Raw genomic sequence first — 26,283 nt, forward strand, 5'->3', positions numbered from 1 at the left:
TTATGATACACTGGTATATACAGTGAAAAGTGCCAAAAAAGGAGATTATATCGTGTCCCATTCTGTTATAAAAGTATCCGCTTCCGCTATGGAACAAATGAAACAATCCTATGCCGGCTCCCTAACTCCCGCCGTTCCGCAGGGCGCCGTCTTCCAGGCCAAGCCTCCGGGCTGTACCATTACAGCCTACCGCTCGGGCAAGGTTCTCTTCCAAGGAAAAAACGCCGGCACAGAAGCGGCCCGCTGGGGAACGGCTGAGGCACCGAAAGCAAAGAAAACCGTCAAAAAAGCAGCCGATCCGCTTTACGCTCCCCCGGCGGGCATTGCCTCCATGTCAGTGATCGGCTCTGATGAAGTCGGAACAGGCGATTACTTCGGGCCGATAACGGTTGCCTGCGCTTACGCAGACAAAACAAAGCTTTCTTTAATGAAAGAACTCGGTGTGAAGGATTCGAAGGATTTAAAAGATCCGCAGATTATTGAAATCGCCAAACTGTTAATTAAAACCATTCCTTACAGCCTGCTTGTGTTAAAAAACGAAAAATACAATCAGATGCAGGAAAAAGGCATGAGCCAAGGAAAAATGAAGGCGCTCCTTCATAATCAGGCGATTTCCAATCTGCTGAGAAAAATGAACGGCGTTAAACCGGAAGCGATTCTGATTGACCAATTCGCAGAGCCCGGCATTTATTTTAAGCATCTTTCCGGACGGGATATCGTAAAAGAAAAAACGTTTTTCAGCACGAAAGCGGAAAGCATACATCTTTCCGTCGCCGCAGCCTCTATCATTGCGCGATATTCTTTCTTAATTGAAATGGATAAGCTTTCCCGTGAGGCTGGGATGACGATTCCAAAGGGCGCGGGGCCGCACGTCGATGAAGCTGCCGCCAAGCTGATCATCAATAAGGGAGAAGGTGCGCTCAGAACGTTCACCAAACTTCATTTTGCCAATACGCAAAAAGCGAAACGCCTTGTAGAACGGAAACGGTCATAATAAAAAAGCTTGCAGAATGATCTGCAAGCTTTTTCTTTATCCTCTTAATACCGCCTGATACGTTTCTTCCAGCGCTTTCAGCACGTTTTCATGTACTTTTGTCACTTCTTCTTCTGTCAATGTTTGTTCAGGGTTAACATATTGGAGCGAGAAGGCGACGGATTTTTTGCCCTCTTCCATATGCTCACCTTCGTACACATCAAATACGGTGACTTCTTTCAGCAGCGCGCCGCCGGCTTCTTTGATCACGGCTTCGAGCTGTCCGCTTGTAACGGTTTTATCTGCCACAAGCGCAATGTCGCGCGTGACGGACGGGTACTTCGGAATCGGCGTATACACGACAGGTTCTGTTTCCTCGGTCAGAAGCGCGTGCAGATCAAGCTCGAACACATACGTTTCTTTGATATCCAGCTCTTTTTCCATTGCCGGATGCACCTGGCCGATAAATCCGGCAAGCGAACCGTTCAATAGAATGTTTGCCGTCCGGCCGGGATGCATGTTTTTGCGTTCAGACTGGACAAATTCAACCCGGTCTGACACATTCAATTGATGCAGCAGGCCTTCAACGATTCCTTTGGCGACGAAGAAATCAACCGGCTTTTTCTCACCCTGCCATAAATTTTTGCGCCACAATCCGGTTACAGCTCCGGCAACCCGTTCTTTTTCAACCGGTTTTGTGTTTTCTTCTTTCGTCAGAAATACAGAACCCGTTTCATATAAAGCAACGGAATCAGTCTGTCTGGCCAGATTGTATGAAACGGCTTCAAGAAGATTCGGCACGAGGCTGTGTCTGAGAATGCTTCTTTCTTCGCTCATCGGCAGAGAAAGCATCGTGTTGAATGATTTTTCGATCGCAAAAGCGGCCGCTTTTTTATCATTCGTTAATGAATAAGTGGTCGCTTGTGAAAGACCCGCTCCTTCAAGGAAACGTCTCACTTTCCGGCGTTTTGCCTGATACGGTGTCAAGCCGCCTGTCGTGCCGGCCGTTTCCGGAAGCGTGGACGGAATATTGTCATACCCGTACAATCTCGCCGCTTCTTCAATCAGGTCTTCTTCTATTCTAATATCTCCGCGGCGGGACGGCACTGTTACGACGAGAACGTCTTCAGCTTCACCGACTGCAAACCCGAGGCGCTTGTAAATGCTGATGATTTCTTCTTTAGCGATTGCCATGCCAAGCACGGCGTTCACTTTTTCAACAGACACGTGAATGTTGTTTGCTTCGATTTTCAGATGGTTTTCTTCAACCGTGCCTGAGAGCACTTCTCCGCCGGCATATGCCTGAATGAGACTGCAGGCCCGTTCAGCCGCCAGCAAAACGCGGGCCGGATCAATGCCTTTTTCATATCTGGCGCTCGCTTCGCTTCTCAGTCCGAGGTCTCTCGATGCTTTGCGGACGGTCTGTCCGTCGAAATAAGCGGCTTCCAGTAAAATCGCAGTGGTGTCTTCACGGACTTCAGACTCAGCTCCGCCCATGACTCCCGCAACGGCTTGCGCTTTTTTTCCGTTTGTGATGACCAAATGGCTGCTTGACAGCTTGCGCTCTTGTTCATCCAGCGTCACGATGGTTTCGTTTTCCGCCGCTTTTCTGACGACGACCTCTTTTGAACCGAACCGGTCGTAATCGAAAGCGTGAAGCGGCTGTCCGTACTCAAGGAGGACGAAGTTTGTAATGTCCACGACGTTATTATGCGGGCGGATGCCTGCATTCATCAGCTTCGTCTGCATCCAAAGCGGTGACGGGCCGATTTTGACGTTTTTAATGATTTTTGCGGCATAATGCGGATTGGCCTGCGTATCTTCAATCTTGACGGAAACAGCATCCGCCGCTTTTTCTGCCGCTTTTTCATATGAAGCCTCCGGAAGCTTTACCTCTGCGCCGAGGATAGCCGCAACTTCATAAGCCACGCCAAGCATGTTCATCGCGTCGGCGCGGTTCGGCGTTAAGCCCAATTCTAAAATCGCATCATCAAGCTGAAGGGCCGCCATTGCGTCAGCTCCCGTTTCAGCATCATTCGGAAAAACGAAAATGCCTTCCGCATATTCTTTCGCCACGAGCTTGCTTTCAATGCCGAGCTCCTGAAGGGAACAGATCATGCCGTGAGACGCTTCGCCGCGCAGCTTGGCTTTTTTAATTTTGAAATTGCCGGGAAGCACGGCTCCGACCGTTGCAACGGCAACCTTCTGTCCTTTATCAACATTCGGGGCGCCGCAGATAATCTGAACGGGTTCCTCCGCACCGATATCAACAAGGCATTTGTTGAGTTTGTCGGCATTCGGGTGCTGTTCACGCTCAAGCACGTGTCCGATGACAACGCCTTTTACGCCTTCCCCTTTATACTCGATACCCTCAACTTCAATACCGGCTCTTGTAATTTTTTCTGCAAGCACGGCCGGATCGATTCCCTGCAAGTCAACGTAATCTTCTAACCATTTATATGAAACAAACATGTGTATCCTCCTCTTACGCCTGTTTAAACTGCGAAATGAATCTGACATCATTGGTATAGAAATGGCGGATATCTTCAATGCCGTATTTCAGCATCGCGATACGTTCAACACCCATTCCGAAAGCGAAACCCTGGTATTCCTCAGGATTGAAACCAGCCATCTTCAGCACGTTCGGGTGAACCATGCCGGCGCCGAGAATTTCGATCCAGCCTGTTTTTTTGCAGACGGAGCAGCCTTGGCCGCCGCACTTAAAGCAGGTTACATCCACCTCGACAGAAGGCTCTGTGAATGGGAAAAAGCTCGGACGGAGCCTGATTTCACGGTCTTGGCCGAACATTTTTTTGGCGACCAATTCAAGCGTGCCTTTCAGGTCGCTCATGCTGATTTTGCGGTCCACGACGAGACCCTCGATCTGCATGAACTGATGGGAATGTGTCGCGTCATCGTTGTCGCGGCGATACACTTTACCGGGACAAATGATTTTGACGGGGCCTTTTCCTTTATGCTTTTCCATCGTGCGCGTCTGCACCGGTGACGTCTGCGTTCTCATCAGCATTTCTTCTGTAATGTAAAAGCTGTCCTGCATGTCGCGGGCCGGATGTTCCTTCGGCAGGTTCAGCGCCTCAAAGTTGTAATAATCCGTTTCCACTTCAGGGCCTTCTTCGACGGTATATCCCATGCCGATAAATAAATCTTCAATTTCTTCAATAACGACCGTCAGCGGATGGCGCCCGCCGATGTTTACCTGACTGCCCGGCAATGTGACGTCAATCGTCTGGCTGCTGAGTTTTTTATTCATCTCTTCTTGTTCAAGCTGTTCATTTTTCGCCGTAATGGCTGCTGCAATGCGCTCTCTCACTTCATTGGCGAGCGCTCCCATTTTCGGGCGCTCTTCGGCGGACAGTTTGCCCATGCCGCGGAGAACTTCTGTAATCGGCCCTTTTTTTCCGAGATATTGCACCCGAATGTCGTTAACTTCTTTTAATGAACCCGCCGCTTCTACTTTTTCTGCAGCTTCCAGTTCAAGCTGTTTAAGCTTCTCTTCCATCATGCATCCTCCTTTTATGTAAACCAAACCGTTCTATGCCTTTTTCAGAAAACAAAAAAACCCGCCCCTTGAGAGAAGGGACGAGTTGTGGCCGCGGTACCACCCTTTTTAAGGCAGACTTCATCTGCCGACAGCTTCATTGACATAACGGAAACGATCGTTCCGGTTCACCTTTACGCGCATTTGGCGCGGTCCCGGTGACAACTCGAGAGGTGAAAATCAATTTCTGTGCTGCGATAAAAATGCTCTCAGTCAGCGGCATTTTCTCCCTGGAAGGCAGCGTGTGCAAAAATTGACGTCCTCTGTCACGGTTTTTACATTATTGTTATCTATTATAGTGAAATACAAGGTTTTTCGCAACCTATCCTCTGAGATGATAAACGAGGATGGCGGCCGCTACCGCCACATTCAGCGATTCCGCCTTTCCGTACAGCGGAACGTACAGGTTGAGATCGGTTTTTTGCAGAAGGCCTGCGTCCACTCCCGCCCCCTCGTTCCCGACGATTAACGCGAACGATTCTTCAGGCTTCACGCTTTGATAAGCCGCACCGTTTTCAAGCGCCGTGCCGTAGATCGCGACGCCTTGTGATTTCAGCTCAGCGGTAAACTCATCAAGCGGACGTTTTAAAATGGGAATATGAAAATGAGATCCTTGTGCTGAACGCAGCGTTTTTCCGTTGTACGGGTCTGCCGTTCCCTCACCAAGGACAACGGCGTCGATTCCCGCCGCATCTGCCGTTCTGATCATTGTTCCTAAATTCCCCGGGTCCTGCACGGCATCAATCAGAAGCAGCCGTTTCAGCTGATCAGGCTGCTTATCCGGCATATGGCAGACCGCGGCGATCCGCTGCGGCGTTTCCGTTTCCGTCACGGCTGAAAACGCGTCTTCGCTCAGCACGTAGCACGGAATGCTCATGTCCAGATCGGCCGGGATGGCGCTCTCATCGTTTACGAGAATTTCTTTTACCGTTCCCTTTGATTTGAGCGCTTCTTCTGCCAGATGCTCTCCTTCTATCAGAAATGTATTCGTTTTAAGTCTCTCTTTTTTTGTGTGAAGTTTTTTCCAGTCCTTCACTTTTTGGTTTTTTGCAGAGTCGATTCGTTTCACTTTATGTCTGTGCTCTCCTTTTTTCATGCATGTTGTTATTATATCTCAAGAACAGCACATAATAAACCGCGTGCGCGGTAAGAATATGCGTATCACATTCAGGAAAAAGGAGCGGTTGTAATGGATCTTAATTTACGCAACGCCGTTATTGCCAATGTAACCGGCAATAACCAGGATCAGCTGGAGCATACTATCGTTGACGCCATCCAAAGCGGTGAAGAAAAAATGCTTCCGGGCCTCGGCGTCTTATTCGAAGTTCTTTGGCAGCATGCGTCAGACTCAGAAAAAAATGAAATGCTCAAAACACTTGAAGGCGGATTAAAACCTGCGCAATAAGCATGAACCGGGTGATGGCACACCCGGTTTTTTTTGTATAATAATGGCGAGGGGGATCGCCATGCAGTTACAGCCGGAACTGGCAAAAAAATTGATTGCCGAAGTCAAACATATGTACAGCCGCGAAGTGATTATTGCCGATACAAAAGGGATGATCATCGCAGGCACCAACGAGGCGCGCGCCGGATGGTTTCATGAAGGCGCACTGATCTGCGCCCGCGAAAAACGGAATGTCATCATTACGAAAGAAGATGAAAAACGGCTCCAGGGCGTAAAAGCAGGACTGAACCTCCCCGTTTTTTCAGGCCATGAGGTGATCGGAGTGTTCGGTCTGACAGGAGACCCTGACGATATCCTGCCTTTCGGAGAATTGCTCAGGAAAATGACGGAGCTGTTTATTAAAGAAACGCGCCATATGGAAGAAGCGCAGTGGCGTGCGAGAATGCTTGAATCCTTTATGGTTGATTGGCTGCAGCTGAAAGAATGGTCTCCGGGCTTTTTAGAAAAAGCAAAGCTCATCGGCGCAGACCTTCACGCATACCGCCGGATCATACTCATTCAAGGACGTTATGAGCAATATAAAGCGGAGGAGCTCGGGCGGCTCTGGCAGAACGAATGCCCTGAAGACCTGTTTGTCCGCTGGGGAAATGAACGCATTCTCATTAATCATGAAGCAAATTCGGCTTCCAAAACACAGCTCATCAAAAAGATCGGCGCCGTTTTTGGGCAGCCTGTCACCGCCGGCATCGGACGGATCGTTCCGGGAGAGCGCCTCGCGGAATCATACGAACAGGCGGATAAAGCACTTTCAGCCGGAATCGGTGACAAGCAGGCCGTCTTTGAAGAAGATTTAAAACTGGATATGTGTATTGCCGATATCGCACCCGGCACGCGGTCGGAATTTTCACGGCGGGTTCTCAAGCATGTACTCGGCCGGGAAGAACTTCTGAATACGCTGCGCGCCTTTTTCGACCGGCAATTATCGTTAAAGCGCACCGCCGACGACATGCATATTCATATCAATACATTGCGCTACCGTCTTTCCAAACTGGAATCACTGACAAATATGAAGCTTGACCGCCCCGAAGACATAACGGCTTTTTATTTGGCGCTCCGCTTTTTAGATCAACATACAAAAAGTACGTAATCATATCATCATTTTTCATACGTTTCTCCATAGTGTGCGGAATCGTTTTTCTTTACAATTAAATGAAAACGCTTTTCTTATCAGGGAGGTTGGGAGAACATGATTTCACGAGAGGCAAAAGAAGCGTTCATCCGGACGGTCGGGAAGGAGAATTATGATGATTCGGCGGCGGGCCGTCTTGTGTATTCTTATGATGCGGCTCCTCAGCTGCAAGCCATGCCGGATGCGGTAATCGCCCCCCGCAGCGCGGATGACATGTCCCGTATATTAACGATTTGCAGCAGGCATGACATTCCGATCGTGCCGAGGGGTTCAGGCACAAACTTATGCGGCGGCACATGTCCGTCTGAAGGCGGGCTTGTGCTTTTATTCAAACATATGAACCGCATTCTTGAAATTGATGAAGAAAATTTGACGGCAACCGTCCAGCCGGGCGTGATTACGCAAGATATGATCCGTGCGGTTGAGCAAAAAGGTTTATTTTATCCGCCTGATCCGAGCAGCATGAAAATATCGACGATCGGCGGGAATATTAATGAAAATTCCGGCGGACTGCGCGGTTTGAAGTACGGCGTCACCCGGGATTATGTCCTCGGCCTTGAAGCCGTCTTGGCTTCAGGCGATATCATCCGCACAGGAGGAAAGCTGACAAAGGATGTCGCCGGTTATGATCTGACCCGGCTTTTCGTCGGATCAGAAGGTACGCTCGGCGTTGTGACGGAAGCGACTTTAAAGCTGGTTCCGAAGCCGGAAACGAAAAAAACGCTGCTTGCACTCTATGAACATATTGAAGCGGCTGCGGAATCTGTTTCTGCCATCATCGCTGAAAAAATCATTCCGGCCACACTCGAATTTCTGGATCAGCCGACACTGCAGGTCATTGAAGATTACGCCAAGATCGGGCTTCCGACCGACGCAAAAGCGGTGCTGCTGATCGAACAGGACGGTGACATCGAAACGGTCAGACGGGATATGGAAAAAATCGAAGCCATCTGTAAAAACGGAGCCGCCGTATCCGTCCAAACGGCTGAAACCGAGGAGGAAGCATTCGCCCTTACAGAGGCCAGACGGTCCGCACTATCAGCTCTCGCCAGACTGAAACCGACGACGATTCTGGAAGATGCCACCGTGCCGAGATCACAAATTGCCAATATGGTCAGAGCCATTAACGAGATTGCAGAAACATACGGCTTGTCCATCTGCACATTCGGCCATGCCGGAGACGGCAACCTTCATCCGACGTGCACCACCGATATCCGAAATACAGAGGAGATGGAACGTGTCGAAAAAGCTTTTGCCGCTATTTTTGAAAAAGCGATTGAGCTGGGCGGGACGATAACGGGTGAACACGGGGTCGGTATCGTAAAAGCGCCGTATTTAGAAATGAAGCTGAAAACAGAAGGCATCACCGCCATGAAAGCGATCAAACAAGCGCTTGATCCCCAAAATCTGCTGAATCCGGGAAAAATATTCGCCAATTCATCAAGGAAACGCGTGGTGGTGATGAAATGACAACGGCTAAAGAGCAGCAACACATTCAAACAGAATTCAAAACCCGCATGGATGAAGGTGAATTGCTGAACTGTATGCGCTGCGGCTTCTGCCTTCCTTCCTGTCCGACCTATATCGAATCGGGATTTCAAGAATCCCATTCGCCGCGCGGCCGGATCGCCCTGATGAAAGCCGTCACAGACGGACTGATCGAGCCGGATGAAGATGTCGAACGCTCACTTTCGCTGTGTCTCGGATGCCGGGCATGCGAGCCCGTTTGTCCGGCAGGGGTCAATTACGGACAGCTGCTTGAAGAAGCGAGGGATATCATTCATCAAAATAAAAAACATAAGCCGGGCGTGCGCCTCTTGCGGAAAGCCGCCTTCACCGGGCTTTTCCCTCATCAAAACCGCATGCAGGCAGCCGTGAATCTTCTCGGAATATACCAAAGATCGGGACTGCAGACAGCCGTCAGAAAAACCGGTATGCTGCGCGTTTTGCCTGAACATCTGCGCACGATGGAACAAGTGCTCCCGCCCGCCCCGAAACGGAAAGACATGAAGGAAAGGCCGCGTTTTCTTCCTGCCGCGGGTCCCGTCCAAAAACGGGCCGCTTTTTTCTCGGGCTGCTTAATGGATACGATGTTTTTAGCAACAAATCATGCGACAACGGCGCTTTTACAGGCGGCCGGGTGTGAAATCGCGGTTCCGGACGGCCAGGCGTGCTGCGGCGCGCTTCACGGGCACAGCGGAGAAAAAGAGATGGGAAAAGAACTGGCCAAGCGGAATATCGCCGCTTTTGAGGCGCTTGACGCTGATTATATCATTACAAACGCCGGTGGATGCGGCGCCTTTCTTCAGGAATATCCTCATTTACTGAAAGATGAACCTGGATGGGCGGAACGTGCCGAACAATTTGTCCGGAAGCTCAAAGATTTTTCATCCGTACTGGTTGATCTGAAGTTCCATCAAAAAAACCTGCGGGCGCAGTCTCCTCATATCGTCACATATCAGGACTCCTGCCATCTCCGCAATGTGATGCATACGTCAGAGGAACCGCGAACGCTTTTGAAAAGCATTAAAGGGGCTGAGTACAGAGAAATGGAAAAGGCCGACAGCTGCTGCGGGTCGGCGGGAATTTATAATATAACAGAGTCAGAGATGTCTATGAAAATATTAGACAGCAAGATGAAAGCCGCCGGAAGAACGGAGGCGGCCGTCATCGTGACAGCCAATCCCGGATGCCTTTTGCAAATGCAGCTCGGCATTTTACGCGAAGGATTAACAGACCGTGTCCGCGCGGTTCATTTGGCGGATTACCTTTTGGAAGCGGCAGATTTGTCATAAGCCGAAAGCAGAGAGACAGATCGGCTCTCTGCTTTTATGATGCTGCAATGTTCGGATCGGCCGCGGATTTATCCGGGTATTGAAGCTTCCAGTCTGGCACTCGGATCACGCCATACATTCGCCCATTTTTTCACAGCCGCAATGATAATTACAAGGCCGAGAATGAGCATGATAATGGATAAAACGCCATTCAGCACGTTGTATCCCGCCGCTTCGGGGTTCAAATACACATACCGCACCATCCAATAACCCGCATAGTTGACGGTCACATACAAATAAGCGAGAGGAATCAGGCATGTCAGCATATAGCGCCGCTTATCCGCTATTTTTAATACGACGGTCGCACCGATGATTAAGCCGACAGATGCCATAAGCTGATTGGATACGCCGAACAGCGCCCAAATGGAACTGATGTCGCCCGAATACAGAAGATAGCCCCACAGCAGGCAGGAGAGCGCGCTTGAGAAAATCGAGCCCGGCAGCCAGTCTGTTTTTTTCAGCGGCTTATAGACCTCTCCGAAAAACTCTTGAATCAAGTACCGGGCGACACGGGTTCCCGCATCAATCGCCGTTAAAATAAACACCGCTTCAAACATAATGACGAATTGAAAAAAGTATGAAGCCAAATGACTGAAAAACGGAATCTCCGTAAAGATATACGTCATTCCGACGGCAAGCGTAACAGCGCCGCCCGTTCTTCCCTCCAGACTGAGCCCGATTTCTTTGCTCAATTCAGGCAGATGGACGACATTCATCCCGAGGGTGCGGAATATTTCAGGCGTGCTGTTAATAGCAAAATAGTCGGCGGGCTCAAGAGCGGCAGCTGCAATGAGCGCCATAATTCCGACGAGACATTCCACAAGCATCGCTCCGAAAGCAACCGGTTTTATATCACTCCATTTATCCAGCATTTTCGGCGTTGTGCCGGAACCGACAAATGCATGAAAGCCCGAAATGGCGCCGCAGGCAATCGTTATTGAAATAAACGGCCAGACAGGACCCGCGATCACCGGCCCTCCGCCGTGAATAAACTCCGTTACGGCCGGGAATTTAATGGCGGGATTGACGAAAAAGACGCCTGCGATCAAAGCGGCAAAAACCCCGATTTTCATAAAACTGCTTAAATAGTCGCGAGGAGCCAGCAAAAGCCAAACCGGAAGCGCCGCGGCGAAAAACGCATAGACGGGAAGCGCCACTGCAAGCGTTTTCGCATCCAGTGTCAGCATGTCCCCGAGAGCCGTTGTCTGCAGCCGCGGCCCGATTACAACACCGGCCATTAACAAAAGAAACCCGACTGTTGATGCGAGTTTGAGATTGCCCGTTTTTTTATAGTAGAGGCCGACCCCCATCGCGATCGGAATCGTAATCCCCACCGCAAACGTTCCCCACGGGTTTTTCTCAAGCGCGTGCAGCACAACCATGGACAGCCCCGCCATCGTGATCGTAATGATAAACAGCATCGAAAGACCGGTGCAAAATCCCGCCACCGGGCCGAGCTCTTCTTTGGCGACTTCAGAAAGCGTTTTCCCGTTTTTCCGCATTGATGCAAACAATACGACAATATCGTGCACGGCTCCCCCGATCACCGCCCCGATTAACAGCCATAAAAGCCCGGGCAGATAGCCGAACTGAGCTGCCAGAATCGGTCCCACAAGCGGGCCGGCAGCGGCGATTGCCGCGAAGTGGTGGCCGAATGACACCCACTTATTCGTCGGCACATAATCTTTCCCATCCTCAAGCACATGGGCCGGAGTCGGTGTCTGATCATTGATTTTTAATACTTTGACCATCATAAAGGTACCGTAAAGCCGATAGGCGATCGCCAAAATACATATAGACGCTATGACGATTGTAATCGCATTCATTTAATCCCAGCCCCTTTTCTCTTTTTCTAAATATTATCACAATTATCAGATAACAGGAGATGATTTTTGCGTAAAAAAAAGCCGGCAGCGGCAGCCCGGCTTTTCGGAACATTATTTTCCTGATAAACGGATGACATTCCAGGACAGCGGAGTAAAATGTGCCGTTATCCCTTCAGCGTTTGCCGAAGACGTTCCGTTGGAGTGAGGAATGACTTCTTTTCTGTTTTTTTGATTGGTCGCTTCCATATCCTGATGCTCCAGCACGATATGCTCAATGATGCGGTAATCTTCAAACCCTCTCAGTTTGATCTCCGTTTCCATCAGTTCCTTGCTTTTGTTGACGGCAAAAATGGTCAGTGCTTCATCCTCTTCATGGTAAACGGCCGCGGCATCAACATACGGCACATCCGTAAAGTCCGCCGAGTCGTATTTCGGGGAGGTGATCAGCAGCTTCATTGAAGCCCCTCTCCCGTAGACTGAGGCGTGCATGTAAGGGTAAAAGATCGGCTGCCTCCATGCTTCTCCGCCCTTTTCAGTCATGATAGGCGCAATCACGTTGACAAGCTGGGCGAGACAGGCGATCTTCAGTCTGTCCGCATGCTGCAGCATCGTAATCAGCAGTGAACCGATCAACAGCGCATCTTCAAAATTGTAGATGTCTTCGAGAATCGGCCGGGCCGTAATCCATGGCTCCACTTTTTTATCCGCTTCATTTGAGTGATACCACACATTCCATTCATCTAAAGAAAGGTGAATCGTTTTTTTGCTGCGTTTTTTCGCTTTCATATAATCACATACGGCTGTGACGGATTTAATAAAATGGTCTAAATCCATAGACTTCGCCAAATAGTTCTCAAGATCATTTTCATGGTTGCCGTAATACGTATGCAGTGAAATGTAATCCACATGCTCGTACGTATGCTCAAGCACCTCGGCCTCCCACTCGATGAAGGACGGCATGCCGCTGTTTGAGCTTCCGCAAGCCACCAATTCGATCGTCGGGTCCGTCCATTTCATCACCTTTGCTGTTTCAGCGGCGAGCCGTCCGTATTCATGCGCCGTTTTATGACCGATCTGCCAAGGGCCGTCCATCTCATTTCCTAAGCACCATGTTTTGATGCCGTAAGGTTTTTCATATCCGTGCGATTTTCGTAAGTCGCTCCAGTATGACCCTTCAGGATGGTTGCAGTATTCGACGAGGTTCCGGGCGGCATCGATCCCTCTCGTCCCGAGATTGACCGCCATATTCACTTCGGCGTTCACTTTTTTCGCCCACGTTAAAAATTCATTCGTCCCCACTTCGTTCGTTTCTGTCGTCTGCCATGCCAAATCAAGCCTCCGCGGGCGGTCCTTCACCGGCCCGACGCCGTCCTCCCAATTGTAGCCTGAGAGAAAATTCCCTCCAGGATAGCGGATGAACGTCACTTGCAATTCTTTGATTAACTCCTGCACGTCTGTTCTGAAGCCGTCCTTGTCGGCTTTCGGGTGTCCGGGCTCATAAATGCCTTCATACACCGCCCGGCCCATATGTTCTATAAATGATCCGTACATCCGTTTGTCCACTTCACCGATGATATATTCTTTATCTGCTGTAATTCCCGCTTTTTTCATTACATTTCCTCCCTCTCTCTATCCCTTCACTCCGCCTACTGTAAGGCCGGAAATGAAGTATTTTTGGAAAAACAAGAATATGATGATCACCGGCAGTATCGCAAAAACGGACCCGGAAATCAGCATGTCATAGTTGTTGCCGTACGGACTCAGCAGCCCTGAAAGTCCGATTGGAAGCGTAAACATTTCTTTCGACCGAAGCACGATCAGCGGCCATAAAAAGTTATTCCAGCTGTTTAAAGATTGAAGAATGATCATTGCTCCGAATGCCGGTTTCATGAGCGGCGCCATAATTCTGAAGAAAATGCCGAATTCGGTGCAGCCGTCCATTCTCGCTGAATCAAGCAGATCCTTCGGAAGTCCGAGCGCATATTGCCGGAAAAAGAACACGGCGACAGGCGACACAATAAACGGCAGAATCACCCCCGTATAAGAATCGATCAAATGAAGACCCACCGTCAATTTGAACAACGGAAGCATCATCACTTCAAGAGGCACCATCATAATGATCAGCACAAGAACGAAAATAATATTTCTGCCTTTAAACTCGTAGACACCGAGTCCGTAGCCGATCAAAGAGGAAAAAAACAGCGTGAGAACCGTGGTGAGGACGCCGAGCAGCAGGCTGTTAAAAAACCATTTGAAATAAATGCTCCCCCCGTTGAACAAATAGGTGTAGTTATCAAGGCTCATCACATCCGGATCAAGACGCAGATTCAGCCCGATGCGCATCAGCTCAGATGACGGCTTTAAAGAACCGAGCAATAGACAGATCATCGGAAAGATATACAGCAGGCTCAGCATGATAAAAAACAAGGTAAACGCGACTCTGTACACGGAAAACATGTAATTGTTACGCAACGCTTATCCCTCCCCTTTAAACGAACCGGACAGTTTCAGTGAAACAAGGCTGACTAGTAAGATGACAAGCAAAAGCACAATTCCGATTGCGGCACCGTACCCCATTTCGTTGTATGCAAGCCCCTGCTGATATAAATAACCGACAAGCGTGAGGCCGATATTGCCCGGAGAATTATTCTGCCAAAGCACATAGCTTTCCTCAAACATTCTGAAACCGCCGATCATACTGATCGTTAACACATAAACGGACACCGGCTTTAAAAATGGAAGGGTGATATGCCGGAACTTTTTCCACGTACTTGCCCCGTCAATTTCAGCCGCCTCATACAATTCTTTCGGCACGTTTTGCAATCCCGCCAGAAAGTAAAGAATGTTAATGCCCATCCACCTCCATGACGCAAGCAGCACCATTAAAAACATGCCGGTACCTTTGTTGTTGAGCCAGTTTTGGGGTGATGCGCCAAGCTTCATCATCAGCTCGTTTGCAAGCGACGTATTCATTTCTCCGAACATCAGCCGGAAAATAATCCCCGCTACGATCGTCGATGTTAAAGCCGGTACAAACAGAGCCGATTTAAACACATTTCTGAACCTGACGAGCTTCGAATTCAGAATCACCGCTAAAAGAAGCGGCACCGGAATCAGCACGATCAGCGTCCAGAAAGTATATTCCAATGTGTTAAATAATGCCGTATAAAAGGTTGGATTAAGAAGAGCGGTATAATTGGAAAACCCGACAAATGTAATTTCTCCCGGCAGTATCCGCTGAAAGCTCATGATAAACACGCTGATGATCGGATACAAAAAGAAAACGAGAAACGAAATGATAAATGGCGCCGTAAAAAGATAAGGCGCCGCTTTTTTTGAATACAGCACATTGCGCCGGCGCGGCTTCTTCCGGACTGCAGAAACGGTTTGCGCTGTCTCTGTCTTTACAGGTCTCATAAAAGCTCCCCCGCTTTCACTGTTAAATAGGGCGGCTTCTCCTATTTTTCCAATTGCTCTGCCGCCTCGTCCAAGGCTTCCTCAGGTGTTTTTTCCTGCGTCTTCAGCGCATCGAACAGCACCTGTCTGACAACGAGATCAGCCGCTTTAGAGAAGTCTTCATGCAGATAAATCGGATTGATCTCATCTTTTATTTCAAGAAGCGAGGAAAAAATTGACGTACCGTTCTGGAAGAAATCCGTGTACTTGTTTTTCTCCTTCAATTCTTTTGAATCCCACACGTCCCAGCGGAGCGGGTCAAAGCCGAGCACCGTCCACAGCTTTATGTTCCCTTCCTTTGAACCTTTCGCAAATCCGAGAAATTCTTTCGCGAGCTCCAGATGTTCAGCCTGCTTCGGCACGACGGTGGCTGTTCCGCCTAAACCCGCTGATCTGTCACCGCCTTCTTTCCAGGCCGGCATAGGGTAAATCGCCATTTTTCCTTTTAAATCAGGCATATAATCGATAAACCGTCCCATGTACCAAATGGGCATCAGCACGGAGGCTGCCCCGCCCTGATTCATAAAACCGTAGTATTCTTCGCTGTGATGGCCGCCGCCGGGAGCCGGCAGAAGGGTTTTATCATTTACCATGTCCTTTACATCATTCAGTGTATCTATATTCTTCTTGCTGTTCAGAATCAATTTTCCGTTTTTGCTGTAGTAGCCTGACCCTTGCTGCGAAATCATGGATAGGAATGTGGCGGAATCGTTTGTTTCAACCGTTCCCATCGGTTTCCCCGCGGCCTTACGCACTTTTTTCCCTGCCCGCCGGTAATCTTCCCATGTCTTAATGGAGGCGGGATCAACGCCCGCTTTTTTCATGATATCCATGTTGTAAAACATGACGGTCGTCCCCACATGTGTATCAAGGCCGTACAATTTTCCGTTTTTGCTGTATAAGGCCAGACGCGCTTCCACAAACTTATCGCGGTCTTTTTCAATCAGCGGCGTCAGATCGGCAAGCGGGATATCCTTCCCCTTCAGAAAGTTCGAGAACCGGCTTAATTCCACGTCGGCTATATCGGGAAGCCCCTCACCCGCGATCAGCGAAACCGATAAATTATCATGCATTTGTCCATAAGGATAAACAACGGTATTCAGCTTGATTTTGCGATCCGGATACTTCTGATTCCATTCTTTGACCATTTCCTGATAAAACTGTTCGTGCAGGCCGTTAAACGTCCAAAACGTCAGCTCCGTTTCTCCCGGCCGGCCGGCAGTCCGTTCTTGTGAACAGCCGGCGGTAAACAAGAAGAGCATCATCAGCACCAAACATACAGCGGTTGTTTTTTTCATGTCATTACCCCTTCCACTTTAGGCCGTGCGGCTATTGATGCAAATGATGTGCAAAGAGCGCTGCATTTTCATTTATGATGGTTAAACCGGTATAACGGTCTCGCAGTGTGTGCGCATGCTTAAGCGCATCGCTGACAAGGTCCTTTTTTACACCGATCTCATCGAAACAGGCGGGACCTCCCGCAGATGAGAGCCACCCGGCAATTGTTTTGCCGTCGGGAAGCCCTTCATATGCAGACTGAATCGCCTCGCGAAAGTGCGGCGGCAGTTCAGCAAGCTTTTCGTGACAAGCCAGTTCTTTGTAAATATCACTCAGCAACGCGCACGCACAGCCGACCTTCGCACCGTGGAGAATCGGAGGCTGTTTTGCCTTCAGCATTTCCATCTCAATCCAATGCGAGATGTGATGTTCTCCTCCTGAGGCGGGGCGGGAGTGGTCGAGAGCAAGCATGACAAGACCCGAAACGATCAGCGCTTCCATCAGTATCTGAACGCCTTCCTCAGTCCCCATGGCAATGTCAGCGCGGTGATCAATGCACTGCCAAAGCGCGTCTTTCACAAGCTTCGCCCCTGCTTCTGAGTACGGCTCACCCGCAAGACTGCGGGAAATCTCCCAATCTGCCAGCGATGTTATTTTTCCGAGCATGTCTCCGAAGCCCGCGGCTGTCATTGAACGGGGCGCTTCTTTTAATACATTCGTATCGGCAAATAAGGCGATCGGTGCTTTCGTTTGGATCGTCGTTTTGATTCCGTTTAATATGAGCGGCGCTCCCGCCGATGTAAAACCATCGACTGACGGAGCGGTGGGGAATGAGATAAACGGCAAACCGCGCTGATAAGCGGCAAACCGCGTAATGTCGTGAATCGTTCCTGAACCAGCCGCAATGATGACATCCGTCTCTTCCGCGAGATTGATCAGCGTATAGACCAATGTCCTCTCATCAGCCGCGGCGGCCCCGGCTTCATGCTCCGGAATGATGACTTTTGATGCTTTGATTCCGCCTGCCCTTAATTCGTCCGCAAGCAGACGTCCCGCCGCCTCGTACGTGTTCCGGTCACAGACGAGGACCGGATGATTCCAGCATTTTTTTTGCAGAAATCTGAGAAGCTCTTCTTTTGCATTCGCCCCGATCACGATATCTTCTATTTGAATCGGTGAGCGGCTGGCCCCTTCCTTGTCAAACTCGGATTGAATGTCCTCAGGAGAACGTTTCATAAAAGGATTCCCTCCTTCGCTAATTCTGTCAGGTCTTTAATAGAATCAAGGACGATGTCAGGTTCATATAGACGGGGCTCCCCAAGTTTGGCCGACCCCGTCAGAACCAATACGCTTTTCATTCCGTACAGCCTGCCCATTGCGATATCAGATTCGAGGCTGTCTCCGATAATGGCGCATTCCTCAGGGGGAAGTCCGAGCGCTTCACATGCCGCCTCAGCCATCAGCCAAGACGGTTTGCCGATGACAAGCTCCGTTTTTGCTCCGGCGGATGCTTCAATGGCCCCGATCATTCCCGCGACATCCATGGCATGGCCGCCTTCATTCGGAAAGGAGCGGTCCCGGTTCGTGGCGATGATGCGCGCGCCGGAGGAAGCCGCCTTAAAAGCGAGATTCAGATCCTCATAGGTGACGGTTTCATGCAGGGAGATGACAAGCCAGTCTGCCGCCTGCGGGTTTTGCGCCAGGACGACACCCGCTAAAGCGAGTTCATCAGTCAGCCCTTTCTCTCCTAACACCCAGACCTTTGACAAAGGATAATGCTTCTTTAAAAATGATGCCGTCACACTGGAGGACAGCACGATGCTCCGTTCATCCGTGCGGATACCGGCACCCAGCAGTTTCTTTCGGCACATTGCTCTTGATAGATTGCCGCGGTTGCTTAAAAAGACAACGGCTTTGCCCAGTGACTGAAGGGTATGAACGGCTTCTTTTGCGCCGTCAATCAGCTCCCGCCCCCTGAATACGGTTCCGTCTAAATCAATCAGAAACCCGGCTGCGTCAAGTTTGGCCATAATAAGCATTCGCCCCGTGTTTTCTGTAAAAATGCTTATCATGCAGCACTCTGTCGATCGGACTGAGCTGTTTGTTCAGCATAAGCGAATGGTAGGCCATTTCCGCTACCGTTTCGAGCACAACGGCGTTATGCAGGGCATTCAGCGCGTCCGTTCCCCAGCAGAACGGGCCGTGGCTGTGGACGAGGACACCCGGATTTTGTTCATACGGTTCGTTTTGAAAGGTTTCGGCTATAACTTTGCCTGTATGATACTCGTAATCTTTCACAATTTCTTCTTCATACATTTCCCTCGTGCAGGGTATAGCGCTTTCAAAGTAATCCGCGTGAGTCGTTCCGAGAGCGGGTATGTCTCTTCCGGACTGCGCCCAGCTCGTCGCCCAGCGGGAGTGAGTATGAACGATTCCGCCGATAGCCGGAAACGCTTTATACAGATAAAGATGGGTCGGCGTGTCAGAAGACGGTTTCAGCGAGCCTTCCAGAATGTCTCCGTCCTCATTCAGAACGACCAGTTTGTCAGCGGTCAGCTCACTGTAATCGACACCGCTCGGTTTAATGACGATTCTCCCGCTCTCTCTGTCAATGCCGCTGACATTCCCCCATGTAAACGTGACAAGGTTATGTTCCTCGAGCTTCAGATTGGCCGCGAGCACTTCTTCTTTTAACGCTTCAAGCATGGAGGCTCCCCCCTTTCGCAAAATCGCGGTTTTTAATGGCTTTCAGGCGTTTCATGACATTGTTTTCTTTGCCGAAGTAGTGTACGAGCTCTTTATATTCCGCATATAAGCTGTCATAAATCTCAGCTCTTTCCCGGTTCGGGGCATAAAAGCCGTCTTTTAATTTCCCCATATGCGCGCATGCTTCAGCAATATTGGAGAATCCCCCGTTTTCCCGTCCCGCGGCGAGCGCTCCGAAAATCGCGGAGCCCAGTGCAGGCGCCTGCGGAGATCCGGATAATTGAATGTCCATATTTGTGACGTCTGCGTAAATCTGCATGACAAACGGATTTTTTTCGGCGATTCCTCCGGCTGCGTAAAGCTCTTCGATCGGAACACCGTTTTCCCGGAATGTTTCGATAATCATCCTCGTTCCGAACGCCGTCGCTTCAATCAATGCCCTGTAGATTTCTTCCGGCTTCGTGTGCAGCGTCATGCCGAGCATCATGCCCGTCAAATCGGCGTCCACCAAGGTTGAGCGGTTTCCGTTCCACCAGTCAAGCGCGAGAAGGCCGCTTTCCCCGGGAACAAGTTCAGCTGCTTTTTTGCTGAGCAGCTCGTGAATGTCTATGTGTTTATCCTCAGCTTCCTTCTCATAGTCTCTCGGAACGCACGTTTTGACGAACCATTCAAAGTGGTCGCCGACACAGGACTGCCCCGCTTCATATCCCGCATATCCGGGCAAAATGCCGTTATTGACGACTCCGCACATACCGGGGACGATATGTTCTTCCTCGCCGAGCAGCACATGGCAGGTAGACGTTCCCATGATCATCAGCATTTTCCCCGGCTCTGTAATACCGACCGCGGGCACTGACACGTGAGCGTCGACATTGGCGACGGCAACGGCAGTCCCCGGCAGAAGCCCGGTCAGCTCCGCCATTTTTTCGGTCAAACCTCCTGCTTTTTCCCCGACTGAATAAATCGTGCCGCTTAATTTATCCTGTGTAATCGTTTTCATTAACGGGTTGAGCTTTTCGAAAAAATGATCCGGCGGATATCCCGTCTCCTCATTCCAGATTGCTTTATAGCCGGCCGTGCAGTTGCTTCGCTTCAATGAACCGCACAATTGATAGACGATCCAGTCTGCCGCTTCCACAATCCGATCTGCCGCCTTGTATATATGCGGCGCTTCTTCCGCGATTTGCATGATTTTCGGGATCATCCATTCAGAAGAAATTTTACCGCCGTATCTTTTAAGGAATGGTTCCTTTGTGTCTTCGGCAATCGTGTTCAAACGGTCTGCATGTTTTTGAGCCGCATGATGCTTCCACAGCTTCACATAACTGTGGGGCTCCCGTTCAAATTCCGGCAGCATACAAAGCGGCTGGCCAGCGCCGTCTATCGGCAAAATCGTGCAGGCGGTAAAATCAATTCCTATGCCGATCACGTCTTTTGGATCAGCGCCCGCCTGCTCAAGCAGGTTCGGAATCGCCGTTTCCAGAACTTCGATATAATCGGCAGGATGCTGAAGCGCCCAGTCCCGAGGGAGTTTTTCACCCGTCTTCGGCAACGTGCGGTCGATGACGGCATGAGTGTATTCTTTTACCGCAGACGCGATTTCTTCGCCCGTGCGGACATTGACAAGCACCGCCCGGCCGGACAATGTGCCGAAATCAACACCAATCGTATACGCCATATCAATTCCCTCCCAGCCGGTATAATACGTCATTCCATTTCAGCTCTTTTTTCAGCTCATGTATTTCGGTATTGCGGGAAATAAAGATGCTTTCAATGCCTGCCATCTCAGCCCAGTCAAGCATCTGTTCAGCCGTAAGCCGGAAGGACATACAGGTATGGTGGGCGCCCCCCGCCAAAATCCATGCTTCCGCAGCTGTTTTCAGTGATGGCTCCGGCTTCCACAGCACCCGCGCCACAGGGAGATTCGGCATATCATGATCAATTTCCCTGCCTTCCGCTTCATTCAGAATGAGACGGAATCGCCCGCCGATATCAATGATGCTGGCGATGATGGCTGAACCGCCGATTCCGTTAAAGACCAGCCGGGCCGGATCTTCCTTCCCTCCGATTGAGAGAGGATGGACTTCGATTTTCGGCTGATCAAGAGCGATCGTCGGACATACTTCAAGCATATGTGATCCGAGAATCATCGCACGACCCGGTTCAAAATGGTACGTATAATCTTCCATGAAGGAGGTTTGTTCTCCGTCCGCCATTATTTTCATCATTCGCACAAGGGCAGCCGTTTTCCAATCGCCTTCGCCGGCAAATCCGTACCCTTTTTCCATGAGACGCTGAACGGCAAGACCCGGAAGCTGCTTCATTCCGTGCAAAACTTCAAAGGAGGTCGAAAACGCTGTATATCCGCCCCGTTCGAGAAAGGCCGTTAATCCGAGTTCAATTTTCGCCTGTTCTTTAATGGAAGCAACTTTTGCTTCATCCCGCTTCGTTTCGTCGCTGATGACATACAATTTGTCGTATTCCTCATAAAGCGCCTCAATTTCTGCGTCGGTGACATTGTTCATCACCTCGGTAAGATCGCCGATTCCGTACCCGTCAACCTGCCAGCCGAATTGAATGTGGGCGCCGACTTTGTCGCCGTCAGTAACCGCCACATTCCGCATATTGTCGCCGAACCGGGCTACTTTAATATTCCTGCTTTCATTCCAAGCGGCAGCCGTGTTCATCCATTGCGAAATGTCATGTTTGACTTCCTCATCATCCCAATAGCCTGCGATGACTTTTCTCGTCTGCCCCATTCTTGACTGGATATATCCGTATTCCCGGTCTCCGTGAGCGGATTGGTTGCTGTTCATAAAGTCCATATCAATCGTTTCCCACGGGATGTCGCGGTGATATTGGGTATGCAGATGAAGCATCGGCTTTTGAAAAGCGGAAAGACCTTCAATCCACATTTTCGCAGGGGAAAATGTATGCATCCATGTCACGACCCCGGCACAGTTTTCTTGATACTGCGCTTCCCGCAAAACCTCTCTGATCGTTTCAGATGACGTGACAACCGGTTTATGCCTGATCTTGTATCTTGATGACACCCCGCTGAGACCGTCACATATTCCCTTTGCGTGTTTATCGACAAGCTGCAGCGTTTCCTCTCCGTATAAGTGCTGGCTTCCCGTTACAAACCAAAATTCATATTCTTTGTTCTGAAGCACATTCATTTCCCCTTCCCATCAAAATAAAGCGCTTGCATTTTTAAATAAATATACGTACGAATATAAATAATAAAACTTTTATTCTTTCATTTGTACGAACAACTTTATTATAGTTAAGGAGGAATCAAACTGTCAATCTTTTATTGCAAGTAAAAAAGCCGGACACACATGCCCGGCTGATCAATTAATAGGAAGGCCAGCCTGAACTCCAATCGATATCATTGATGAGCATCTTCGGAATTCCGCTGTTTTCGGCATCATACGCATGACGCACTAAAATATTCCCGTTCACAATGTCTTGACCGCCCGGGCCTTTCCAGCGTTCATTGCCGGAATCAAGAATCGTCCCTCCGCCTTCAGACATGCTTTTCCCGCTTTTATCGAGATATGGGCCGGTGATGCTTTTGGATCTTCCATAAGCGATTTTGTACGTACTATTCACGCCTGAACAGCATTTATCAAACGACACCATTAAGTAATAGTAGCCGTTCTGGTAGGTGATGGCCGGCGCTTCCAAAGCTCCGCCGTTATTCGGTCTGGCAGCGATGGAATAAAGTGATCCCGTCGGTTTCATTGTATTTTTATCAAGCTTTGTCAGCTTAATGCCGCTCCAAAAAGAACCGAAGGCAAGCCAAGGGTTTCCGTCTTTATCAATTGTCAGCTCCGGATCAATTGCATTGTAGTTATTGGCGCTTGTCGAACGGATGACAAGCCCTTCGTCCTTCCAGTTTCCCGAACTGAGGCTTGTAGATGATGCAAGACCGATCGCGGAGGTATTTTTGCCGAATGAAGAAACGGCATAATACAGCCAATACTTTCCGTTAAAATATTGAACATCGGGGGCCCATTGATTCAGCCCGTAATTCGGCACATAATTGCCCCACCATGACAGCGGGGAAGTAAAGATTGATTTCTGAACGGTCCATACGCCGCCGCTGCCCGCCTTTAAGACGCGAAGCCCCCTCTCCCCTTCCAAACCGGTTCCGAAAGCGTACCACGTGTTTCCTTCCTTCGCCATTGTCGGATCATGAAGCAATTCATTTGATGCCCCCCAAAACGCGGCAGATGCCGGAGATGAAGACATCAGAAGCAGACCGGCTGTAACGGCTGCGCATGAAAAGCGGATCATGCGTCTGAATCTGTTTTTCATTTGTAAACCTCCCTTTTTTTAAAGCGCTTTCAAAAACATGTTGTCAGATTTTTCTATGTCTTTTCTTATTGTAGACGCAAGGCTCATATTTGTACAGACAAAAAAAAGAATCTGCTTAAAAAAGCAGATTCTTCCGTATCTTTATTGATAAGTAATACGGTCAACCGTTTCCCGGTCTAATTTTTTAATCACTTCTGTGATCAATTTTACCGTATTCTCATAATCATCCCGATGCAAAATAGCGGCATGAGTGTGAATGTAGCGCGTCGCGATCGTAATGGACAGCGCCGGCACTCCGTTTGCGGTTAAATGAATGGAACCTGAATCCGTGCCCCCTCCGGCAATGGAATCGAATTGATACGGAATTCCCGCTTCTTCCGCCGTGTTCACGACAAGGTCGCGCAGCCCTTTGTGAGATACCATTGACGCGTCATACAGAATAATTTGCGGCCCTTCGCCGATTTTGCTTTGCGCCTCTTTTTCAGAAATTCCCGGTGTATCTCCGGCAATTCCGACATCCACACCGAACGCGATATCAGGCTGGATCGTATGTGCCGCTGTTTTCGCCCCGCGCAGCCCGACTTCTTCTTGAACCGTTCCGACCCCATATACTTCATTCGGGTGATCACTGTTTTTCAGATTTTTTAATACATCGATGGCAATCGCACAGCCGATACGGTTGTCCCATGCTTTCGCCAATAAATGCTTTTCATTGTTCATCACTGTAAATTCAAAATACGGCACAATCTGGTCACCCGGAAGAACGCCCCATTCCATTGCTTCTTCACGGCTGGACGCCCCGATATCGATGAACATCTCTTTAATATCAGCGGCTTTTTTTCTGGCGTCAGGAGGCAGAATGTGAGGCGGTTTCGAACCGATGATCCCCGTGATGTCCCCTTTTTTTGTCACGACGGTGACGCGCTGGGCCAGCATGACCTGAGACCACCAGCCGCCGACGGTTTGAAAGCGGAGAAAGCCTTTATCAGTGATTTGCGTCACCATAAAACCGACTTCGTCTAAATGCCCTGAGATCATGATTTTCGGACCGTTTTCTTTGCCGGTTTTTTTGGCGATTAAACTTCCCAGCCGGTCTGTTGTGACATCATCGGCAAATGGTTCTATGTATGATTTCATCACTTGTCTTACTTCTCTCTCATTTCCCGGTATCCCTTTTGCATCCGTTAAGGCTTTCAGCATGGTGAGCGTTTCATCTAATTTTGTCATCAATAAACCTCCTTTTTTTCACTACCCTTCTTATTATACAAAACCAATGCTGAAGCATACGATTAATTCGCCTGAAAAACGGGTAAATGTTTTTATCTATTTCTTTTAAAAAAATGAAACTTTTTGTTTTGTTTTTCGTATTACATCAGATCATGACAAAGGTGAGGAGGTGCCTTCACACATATGGCCATTACAGTATTGAGGATTGTCTTGCTTGCACTTCTTATTTATTTTATTTACATGTGCGTCAAATTTTACGCAAACCCGAAAAGAAGGCTCAGACTGGCGCAATCAAAAGAGAATTTTTATTTTATTGACGAACAGAAAAACACGCGAAAAAATCTCCAGCTTACTTATAAAGGAGTGCTCTTTGAAGGAGAAAAGCATATCCCTTCCAAAGATCATCCGCTGTTTATTCATACGATATTTGTATGGACCGAAAATCCGGAAAAGCTGAACCGCTTTTCTGCAGGTGATTTTGAAGAAGTCGAAAAAAAGGTATTGGAGCGGTACCCGAATTGCAAGATTGATTGGGACCAGCCCATCAAAAAAGCGAAAAAAGCAGGCGAGCGATAAGCTCTCCTGCTTTTTATTTTTTATACATCAAATACATGAGCACAAGGGCGGCTTCAGTGAGAAAAAGCAGCGGCACCCCGTATAAAAAGGATTTGTGCTTCGTCTTATGCCTGAAGGTGCGCATGCCGATCCATACGCCGAGTGAGCCGAACATGGCGGCTGTGAGCCATATTCGTTTCTCTGATATTCTCCACCTGTGCGCCTTTGCTCTTCTTTTATCAGCGCCCATGATCCAAAAGCCGTATCCGTTTATCAATACGGCGTAAATGAAGAGAGCCATTGATTGTCACCCTTTACGTAAAAAAACCGCTCCCGGAAAGAGAGCGGCTTTTTCAACTTACTTGTCTAACTGAGCTTTAGCAGCATCAGCAAGCTGATTGAAAGCAGTAAGATCGTTTACAGCAAGATCAGCAAGCATTTTGCGGTTTACTTCGATGCCTGAAAGCTTAAGACCGTGCATTAAACGGCTGTAAGAAAGACCGTTCATACGTGCAGCAGCGTTGATACGAGTGATCCAAAGCTTACGGAAATCACGTTTTTTCTGACGGCGGTCACGGAATGCATAGTTTCCTGATTTCATGACCTGCTGGTTTGCTACTTTGTATAATGTATGTTTTGAACCGAAATAACCTTTTGCTAATTTAAGAACCTTTTTACGACGCTTACGTGTAACAGTTCCGCCTTTTACTCTTGGCATTAGATTTCCCTCCTAATTGTTCCTTGTCCGATTACTTGATGTTGGCAAGCTGTTGTTTGATGCGTTTGAAGTCTCCTGCGCTCACAATAGCACCCTTGCGAAGCTTACGCTTTTGCTTTTGGGATTTGTTGGCGAATAAGTGACTTGTGTATGCATGAGAACGTTTTAACTTCCCAGAACCTGTCTTTTTAAAACGTTTAGCAGATCCGCGGTGAGTTTTCATTTTTGGCATGG

General features: G+C 49.1%; 24 protein-coding genes. 6 read left to right on the plus strand and 18 right to left on the minus strand.

The genetic code is table 11. From position 1 onward, the window contains the following. Window positions 1-52 precede the first annotated feature (52 nt). The gene (gene rnhC / locus VP472_RS13320) at window positions 53-994 is read left to right on the plus strand and encodes a ribonuclease HIII (RefSeq protein ID WP_012118136.1); all 942 of its coding nucleotides are present in this window, start codon (window positions 53-55) and stop codon (window positions 992-994) included. A 36-nt stretch (window positions 995-1,030) separates the two neighbouring features. Here the strand turns inward: rnhC and pheT are convergent, their stop codons facing one another. From pheT to VP472_RS13335, 3 genes are all read right to left on the minus strand, one after another. Beyond that, window positions 1,031-3,445, minus strand: coding sequence for a phenylalanine--tRNA ligase subunit beta (gene pheT / locus VP472_RS13325; protein WP_146277289.1), 2,415 nt, complete (start codon window positions 3,443-3,445; stop codon window positions 1,031-1,033). Window positions 3,446-3,458: 13 nt separating this feature from the next. Next, window positions 3,459-4,493 (minus strand): phenylalanine--tRNA ligase subunit alpha, encoded by a 1,035-nt coding sequence (gene pheS, locus VP472_RS13330; RefSeq protein WP_003152530.1) that lies wholly within the window; start codon window positions 4,491-4,493, stop codon window positions 3,459-3,461. Window positions 4,494-4,854: 361 nt separating this feature from the next. Continuing rightward, window positions 4,855-5,601, minus strand: a complete 747-nt coding sequence (locus VP472_RS13335; RefSeq protein WP_128574919.1) for a TrmH family RNA methyltransferase — start codon at window positions 5,599-5,601, stop codon at window positions 4,855-4,857. A 120-nt stretch (window positions 5,602-5,721) separates the two neighbouring features. Between VP472_RS13335 and sspI the strand changes: the two genes are divergently transcribed. The 4 genes from sspI (at window position 5,722) to VP472_RS13355 (ending at window position 9,921) form a co-directional block, all read left to right on the plus strand. Then, window positions 5,722-5,937, plus strand: coding sequence for a small acid-soluble spore protein SspI (gene sspI / locus VP472_RS13340; RefSeq protein WP_003152527.1), 216 nt, complete (start codon window positions 5,722-5,724; stop codon window positions 5,935-5,937). A gap of 61 nt (window positions 5,938-5,998) precedes the next feature. Further along, window positions 5,999-7,084, plus strand: a complete 1,086-nt coding sequence (locus VP472_RS13345) for a CdaR family transcriptional regulator (RefSeq protein ID WP_146277291.1) — start codon at window positions 5,999-6,001, stop codon at window positions 7,082-7,084. Between the two features lie 99 nt (window positions 7,085-7,183). Then, window positions 7,184-8,596 (plus strand): glycolate oxidase subunit GlcD, encoded by a 1,413-nt coding sequence (gene glcD / locus VP472_RS13350; protein WP_153986678.1) that lies wholly within the window; start codon window positions 7,184-7,186, stop codon window positions 8,594-8,596. Beyond that, entirely contained in the window at window positions 8,593-9,921 is a 1,329-nt protein-coding gene (locus VP472_RS13355) for a (Fe-S)-binding protein (protein ID WP_146277293.1), read from the plus strand. The genes glcD and VP472_RS13355 overlap by 4 nt, the downstream gene beginning before the upstream one ends. Window positions 9,922-9,989: 68 nt before the next feature. Here the strand turns inward: VP472_RS13355 and cstA are convergent, their stop codons facing one another. From cstA to VP472_RS13415, 12 genes are all read right to left on the minus strand, one after another. Further along, window positions 9,990-11,786 (minus strand): carbon starvation protein CstA, encoded by a 1,797-nt coding sequence (cstA, locus tag VP472_RS13360; RefSeq protein WP_146277295.1) that lies wholly within the window; start codon window positions 11,784-11,786, stop codon window positions 9,990-9,992. Window positions 11,787-11,897: 111 nt separating this feature from the next. Further along, entirely contained in the window at window positions 11,898-13,397 is a 1,500-nt protein-coding gene (gene arfA, locus VP472_RS13365; RefSeq protein ID WP_146277297.1) for an arabinosylfuranosidase ArfA, read from the minus strand. Between the two features lie 18 nt (window positions 13,398-13,415). Further along, window positions 13,416-14,243, minus strand: a complete 828-nt coding sequence (locus VP472_RS13370) for an arabinooligosaccharides ABC transporter permease AraQ (protein ID WP_007612991.1) — start codon at window positions 14,241-14,243, stop codon at window positions 13,416-13,418. Between the two features lie 18 nt (window positions 14,244-14,261). After that, window positions 14,262-15,203 (minus strand): arabinooligosaccharides ABC transporter permease AraP, encoded by a 942-nt coding sequence (locus VP472_RS13375; RefSeq protein ID WP_003152513.1) that lies wholly within the window; start codon window positions 15,201-15,203, stop codon window positions 14,262-14,264. Between the two features lie 41 nt (window positions 15,204-15,244). After that, window positions 15,245-16,540: an arabinooligosaccharides ABC transporter substrate-binding protein AraN gene (locus VP472_RS13380; RefSeq protein ID WP_146277299.1), complete on the minus strand. Its 1,296-nt coding sequence runs from the start codon at window positions 16,538-16,540 to the stop codon at window positions 15,245-15,247. Between the two features lie 31 nt (window positions 16,541-16,571). Further along, window positions 16,572-17,756 (minus strand): sn-glycerol-1-phosphate dehydrogenase, encoded by a 1,185-nt coding sequence (locus tag VP472_RS13385; protein ID WP_146277301.1) that lies wholly within the window; start codon window positions 17,754-17,756, stop codon window positions 16,572-16,574. Continuing rightward, a complete protein-coding gene (locus tag VP472_RS13390) occupies window positions 17,753-18,559 on the minus strand; it encodes a sugar-phosphatase AraL (protein ID WP_370649020.1) in 807 nt (268 codons plus the stop codon). Before VP472_RS13390 ends, VP472_RS13385 begins: the two co-directional genes overlap by 4 nt. Beyond that, window positions 18,537-19,226 carry an L-ribulose-5-phosphate 4-epimerase gene (gene araD, locus VP472_RS13395; RefSeq protein WP_003152509.1) on the minus strand — a complete coding sequence of 230 codons (690 nt, stop codon included), beginning with the start codon at window positions 19,224-19,226 and terminating at the stop codon, window positions 18,537-18,539. The genes VP472_RS13390 and araD overlap by 23 nt, the downstream gene beginning before the upstream one ends. Continuing rightward, entirely contained in the window at window positions 19,219-20,904 is a 1,686-nt protein-coding gene (gene araB, locus VP472_RS13400) for a ribulokinase (RefSeq protein WP_146277304.1), read from the minus strand. Before araB ends, araD begins: the two co-directional genes overlap by 8 nt. A 1-nt stretch (window position 20,905) precedes the next feature. Next, complete coding sequence (araA, locus tag VP472_RS13405; RefSeq protein WP_022552845.1) at window positions 20,906-22,399, minus strand: L-arabinose isomerase; 1,494 nt, start codon at window positions 22,397-22,399, stop codon at window positions 20,906-20,908. 184 nt (window positions 22,400-22,583) lie between these two features. Continuing rightward, window positions 22,584-23,549, minus strand: coding sequence for an arabinan endo-1,5-alpha-L-arabinosidase AbnA (locus VP472_RS13410; RefSeq protein ID WP_146277306.1), 966 nt, complete (start codon window positions 23,547-23,549; stop codon window positions 22,584-22,586). 141 nt (window positions 23,550-23,690) lie between these two features. Further along, window positions 23,691-24,776: a M42 family metallopeptidase gene (locus VP472_RS13415; RefSeq protein WP_007408096.1), complete on the minus strand. Its 1,086-nt coding sequence runs from the start codon at window positions 24,774-24,776 to the stop codon at window positions 23,691-23,693. 183 nt (window positions 24,777-24,959) lie between these two features. Here VP472_RS13415 and VP472_RS13420 point away from each other — a divergent pair, with 183 nt between their 5' ends. Beyond that, window positions 24,960-25,352, plus strand: a complete 393-nt coding sequence (locus VP472_RS13420) for a hypothetical protein (RefSeq protein WP_003152498.1) — start codon at window positions 24,960-24,962, stop codon at window positions 25,350-25,352. Between the two features lie 13 nt (window positions 25,353-25,365). Here the strand turns inward: VP472_RS13420 and VP472_RS13425 are convergent, their stop codons facing one another. From VP472_RS13425 to rpmI, 3 genes are read right to left on the minus strand one after another with little or no spacing between them, the layout of a single operon-like run. Beyond that, window positions 25,366-25,632 carry a DUF1294 domain-containing protein gene (locus VP472_RS13425; protein WP_003152496.1) on the minus strand — a complete coding sequence of 89 codons (267 nt, stop codon included), beginning with the start codon at window positions 25,630-25,632 and terminating at the stop codon, window positions 25,366-25,368. A gap of 57 nt (window positions 25,633-25,689) precedes the next feature. Then, window positions 25,690-26,049, minus strand: coding sequence for a 50S ribosomal protein L20 (gene rplT, locus VP472_RS13430; RefSeq protein WP_003152495.1), 360 nt, complete (start codon window positions 26,047-26,049; stop codon window positions 25,690-25,692). A gap of 31 nt (window positions 26,050-26,080) precedes the next feature. After that, a complete protein-coding gene (gene rpmI, locus VP472_RS13435; RefSeq protein WP_003152493.1) occupies window positions 26,081-26,281 on the minus strand; it encodes a 50S ribosomal protein L35 in 201 nt (66 codons plus the stop codon). Between the last annotated feature and the right edge of the window lie 2 nt (window positions 26,282-26,283).

The sequence above is a fragment of the Bacillus sp. MT(2024) genome (assembly GCF_036362845.1).
In the GTDB taxonomy this organism is placed as follows: Bacteria; Bacillota; Bacilli; order Bacillales; family Bacillaceae; genus Bacillus; species Bacillus velezensis.

What these genes read in the sequence shown, in the direction of transcription:
- VP472_RS13415 (WP_007408096.1), bottom strand. Translation starts at nt 24,776, where the DNA reads ATGACAAAATTAGATGAAACGCTCACCATGCTGAAAGCCTTAACGGAT.
- VP472_RS13390 (WP_370649020.1), bottom strand. Translation starts at nt 18,559, where the DNA reads ATGCTTATTATGGCCAAACTTGACGCAGCCGGGTTTCTGATTGATTTA.
- VP472_RS13355 (WP_146277293.1), top strand. Translation starts at nt 8,593, where the DNA reads ATGACAACGGCTAAAGAGCAGCAACACATTCAAACAGAATTCAAAACC.
- glcD (WP_153986678.1), top strand. Translation starts at nt 7,184, where the DNA reads ATGATTTCACGAGAGGCAAAAGAAGCGTTCATCCGGACGGTCGGGAAG.
- VP472_RS13420 (WP_003152498.1), top strand. Translation starts at nt 24,960, where the DNA reads ATGGCCATTACAGTATTGAGGATTGTCTTGCTTGCACTTCTTATTTAT.
- rplT (WP_003152495.1), bottom strand. Translation starts at nt 26,049, where the DNA reads ATGCCAAGAGTAAAAGGCGGAACTGTTACACGTAAGCGTCGTAAAAAG.
- araD (WP_003152509.1), bottom strand. Translation starts at nt 19,226, where the DNA reads ATGCTTGAAGCGTTAAAAGAAGAAGTGCTCGCGGCCAATCTGAAGCTC.
- sspI (WP_003152527.1), top strand. Translation starts at nt 5,722, where the DNA reads ATGGATCTTAATTTACGCAACGCCGTTATTGCCAATGTAACCGGCAAT.
- VP472_RS13410 (WP_146277306.1), bottom strand. Translation starts at nt 23,549, where the DNA reads ATGAAAAACAGATTCAGACGCATGATCCGCTTTTCATGCGCAGCCGTT.
- araB (WP_146277304.1), bottom strand. Translation starts at nt 20,904, where the DNA reads ATGGCGTATACGATTGGTGTTGATTTCGGCACATTGTCCGGCCGGGCG.
- VP472_RS13380 (WP_146277299.1), bottom strand. Translation starts at nt 16,540, where the DNA reads ATGAAAAAAACAACCGCTGTATGTTTGGTGCTGATGATGCTCTTCTTG.
- VP472_RS13370 (WP_007612991.1), bottom strand. Translation starts at nt 14,243, where the DNA reads ATGTTTTCCGTGTACAGAGTCGCGTTTACCTTGTTTTTTATCATGCTG.
- VP472_RS13375 (WP_003152513.1), bottom strand. Translation starts at nt 15,203, where the DNA reads ATGAGACCTGTAAAGACAGAGACAGCGCAAACCGTTTCTGCAGTCCGG.
- pheT (WP_146277289.1), bottom strand. Translation starts at nt 3,445, where the DNA reads ATGTTTGTTTCATATAAATGGTTAGAAGATTACGTTGACTTGCAGGGA.
- VP472_RS13385 (WP_146277301.1), bottom strand. Translation starts at nt 17,756, where the DNA reads ATGAAACGTTCTCCTGAGGACATTCAATCCGAGTTTGACAAGGAAGGG.
- VP472_RS13345 (WP_146277291.1), top strand. Translation starts at nt 5,999, where the DNA reads ATGCAGTTACAGCCGGAACTGGCAAAAAAATTGATTGCCGAAGTCAAA.
- arfA (WP_146277297.1), bottom strand. Translation starts at nt 13,397, where the DNA reads ATGAAAAAAGCGGGAATTACAGCAGATAAAGAATATATCATCGGTGAA.
- cstA (WP_146277295.1), bottom strand. Translation starts at nt 11,786, where the DNA reads ATGAATGCGATTACAATCGTCATAGCGTCTATATGTATTTTGGCGATC.
- pheS (WP_003152530.1), bottom strand. Translation starts at nt 4,493, where the DNA reads ATGGAAGAGAAGCTTAAACAGCTTGAACTGGAAGCTGCAGAAAAAGTA.
- rpmI (WP_003152493.1), bottom strand. Translation starts at nt 26,281, where the DNA reads ATGCCAAAAATGAAAACTCACCGCGGATCTGCTAAACGTTTTAAAAAG.
- VP472_RS13425 (WP_003152496.1), bottom strand. Translation starts at nt 25,632, where the DNA reads ATGGCTCTCTTCATTTACGCCGTATTGATAAACGGATACGGCTTTTGG.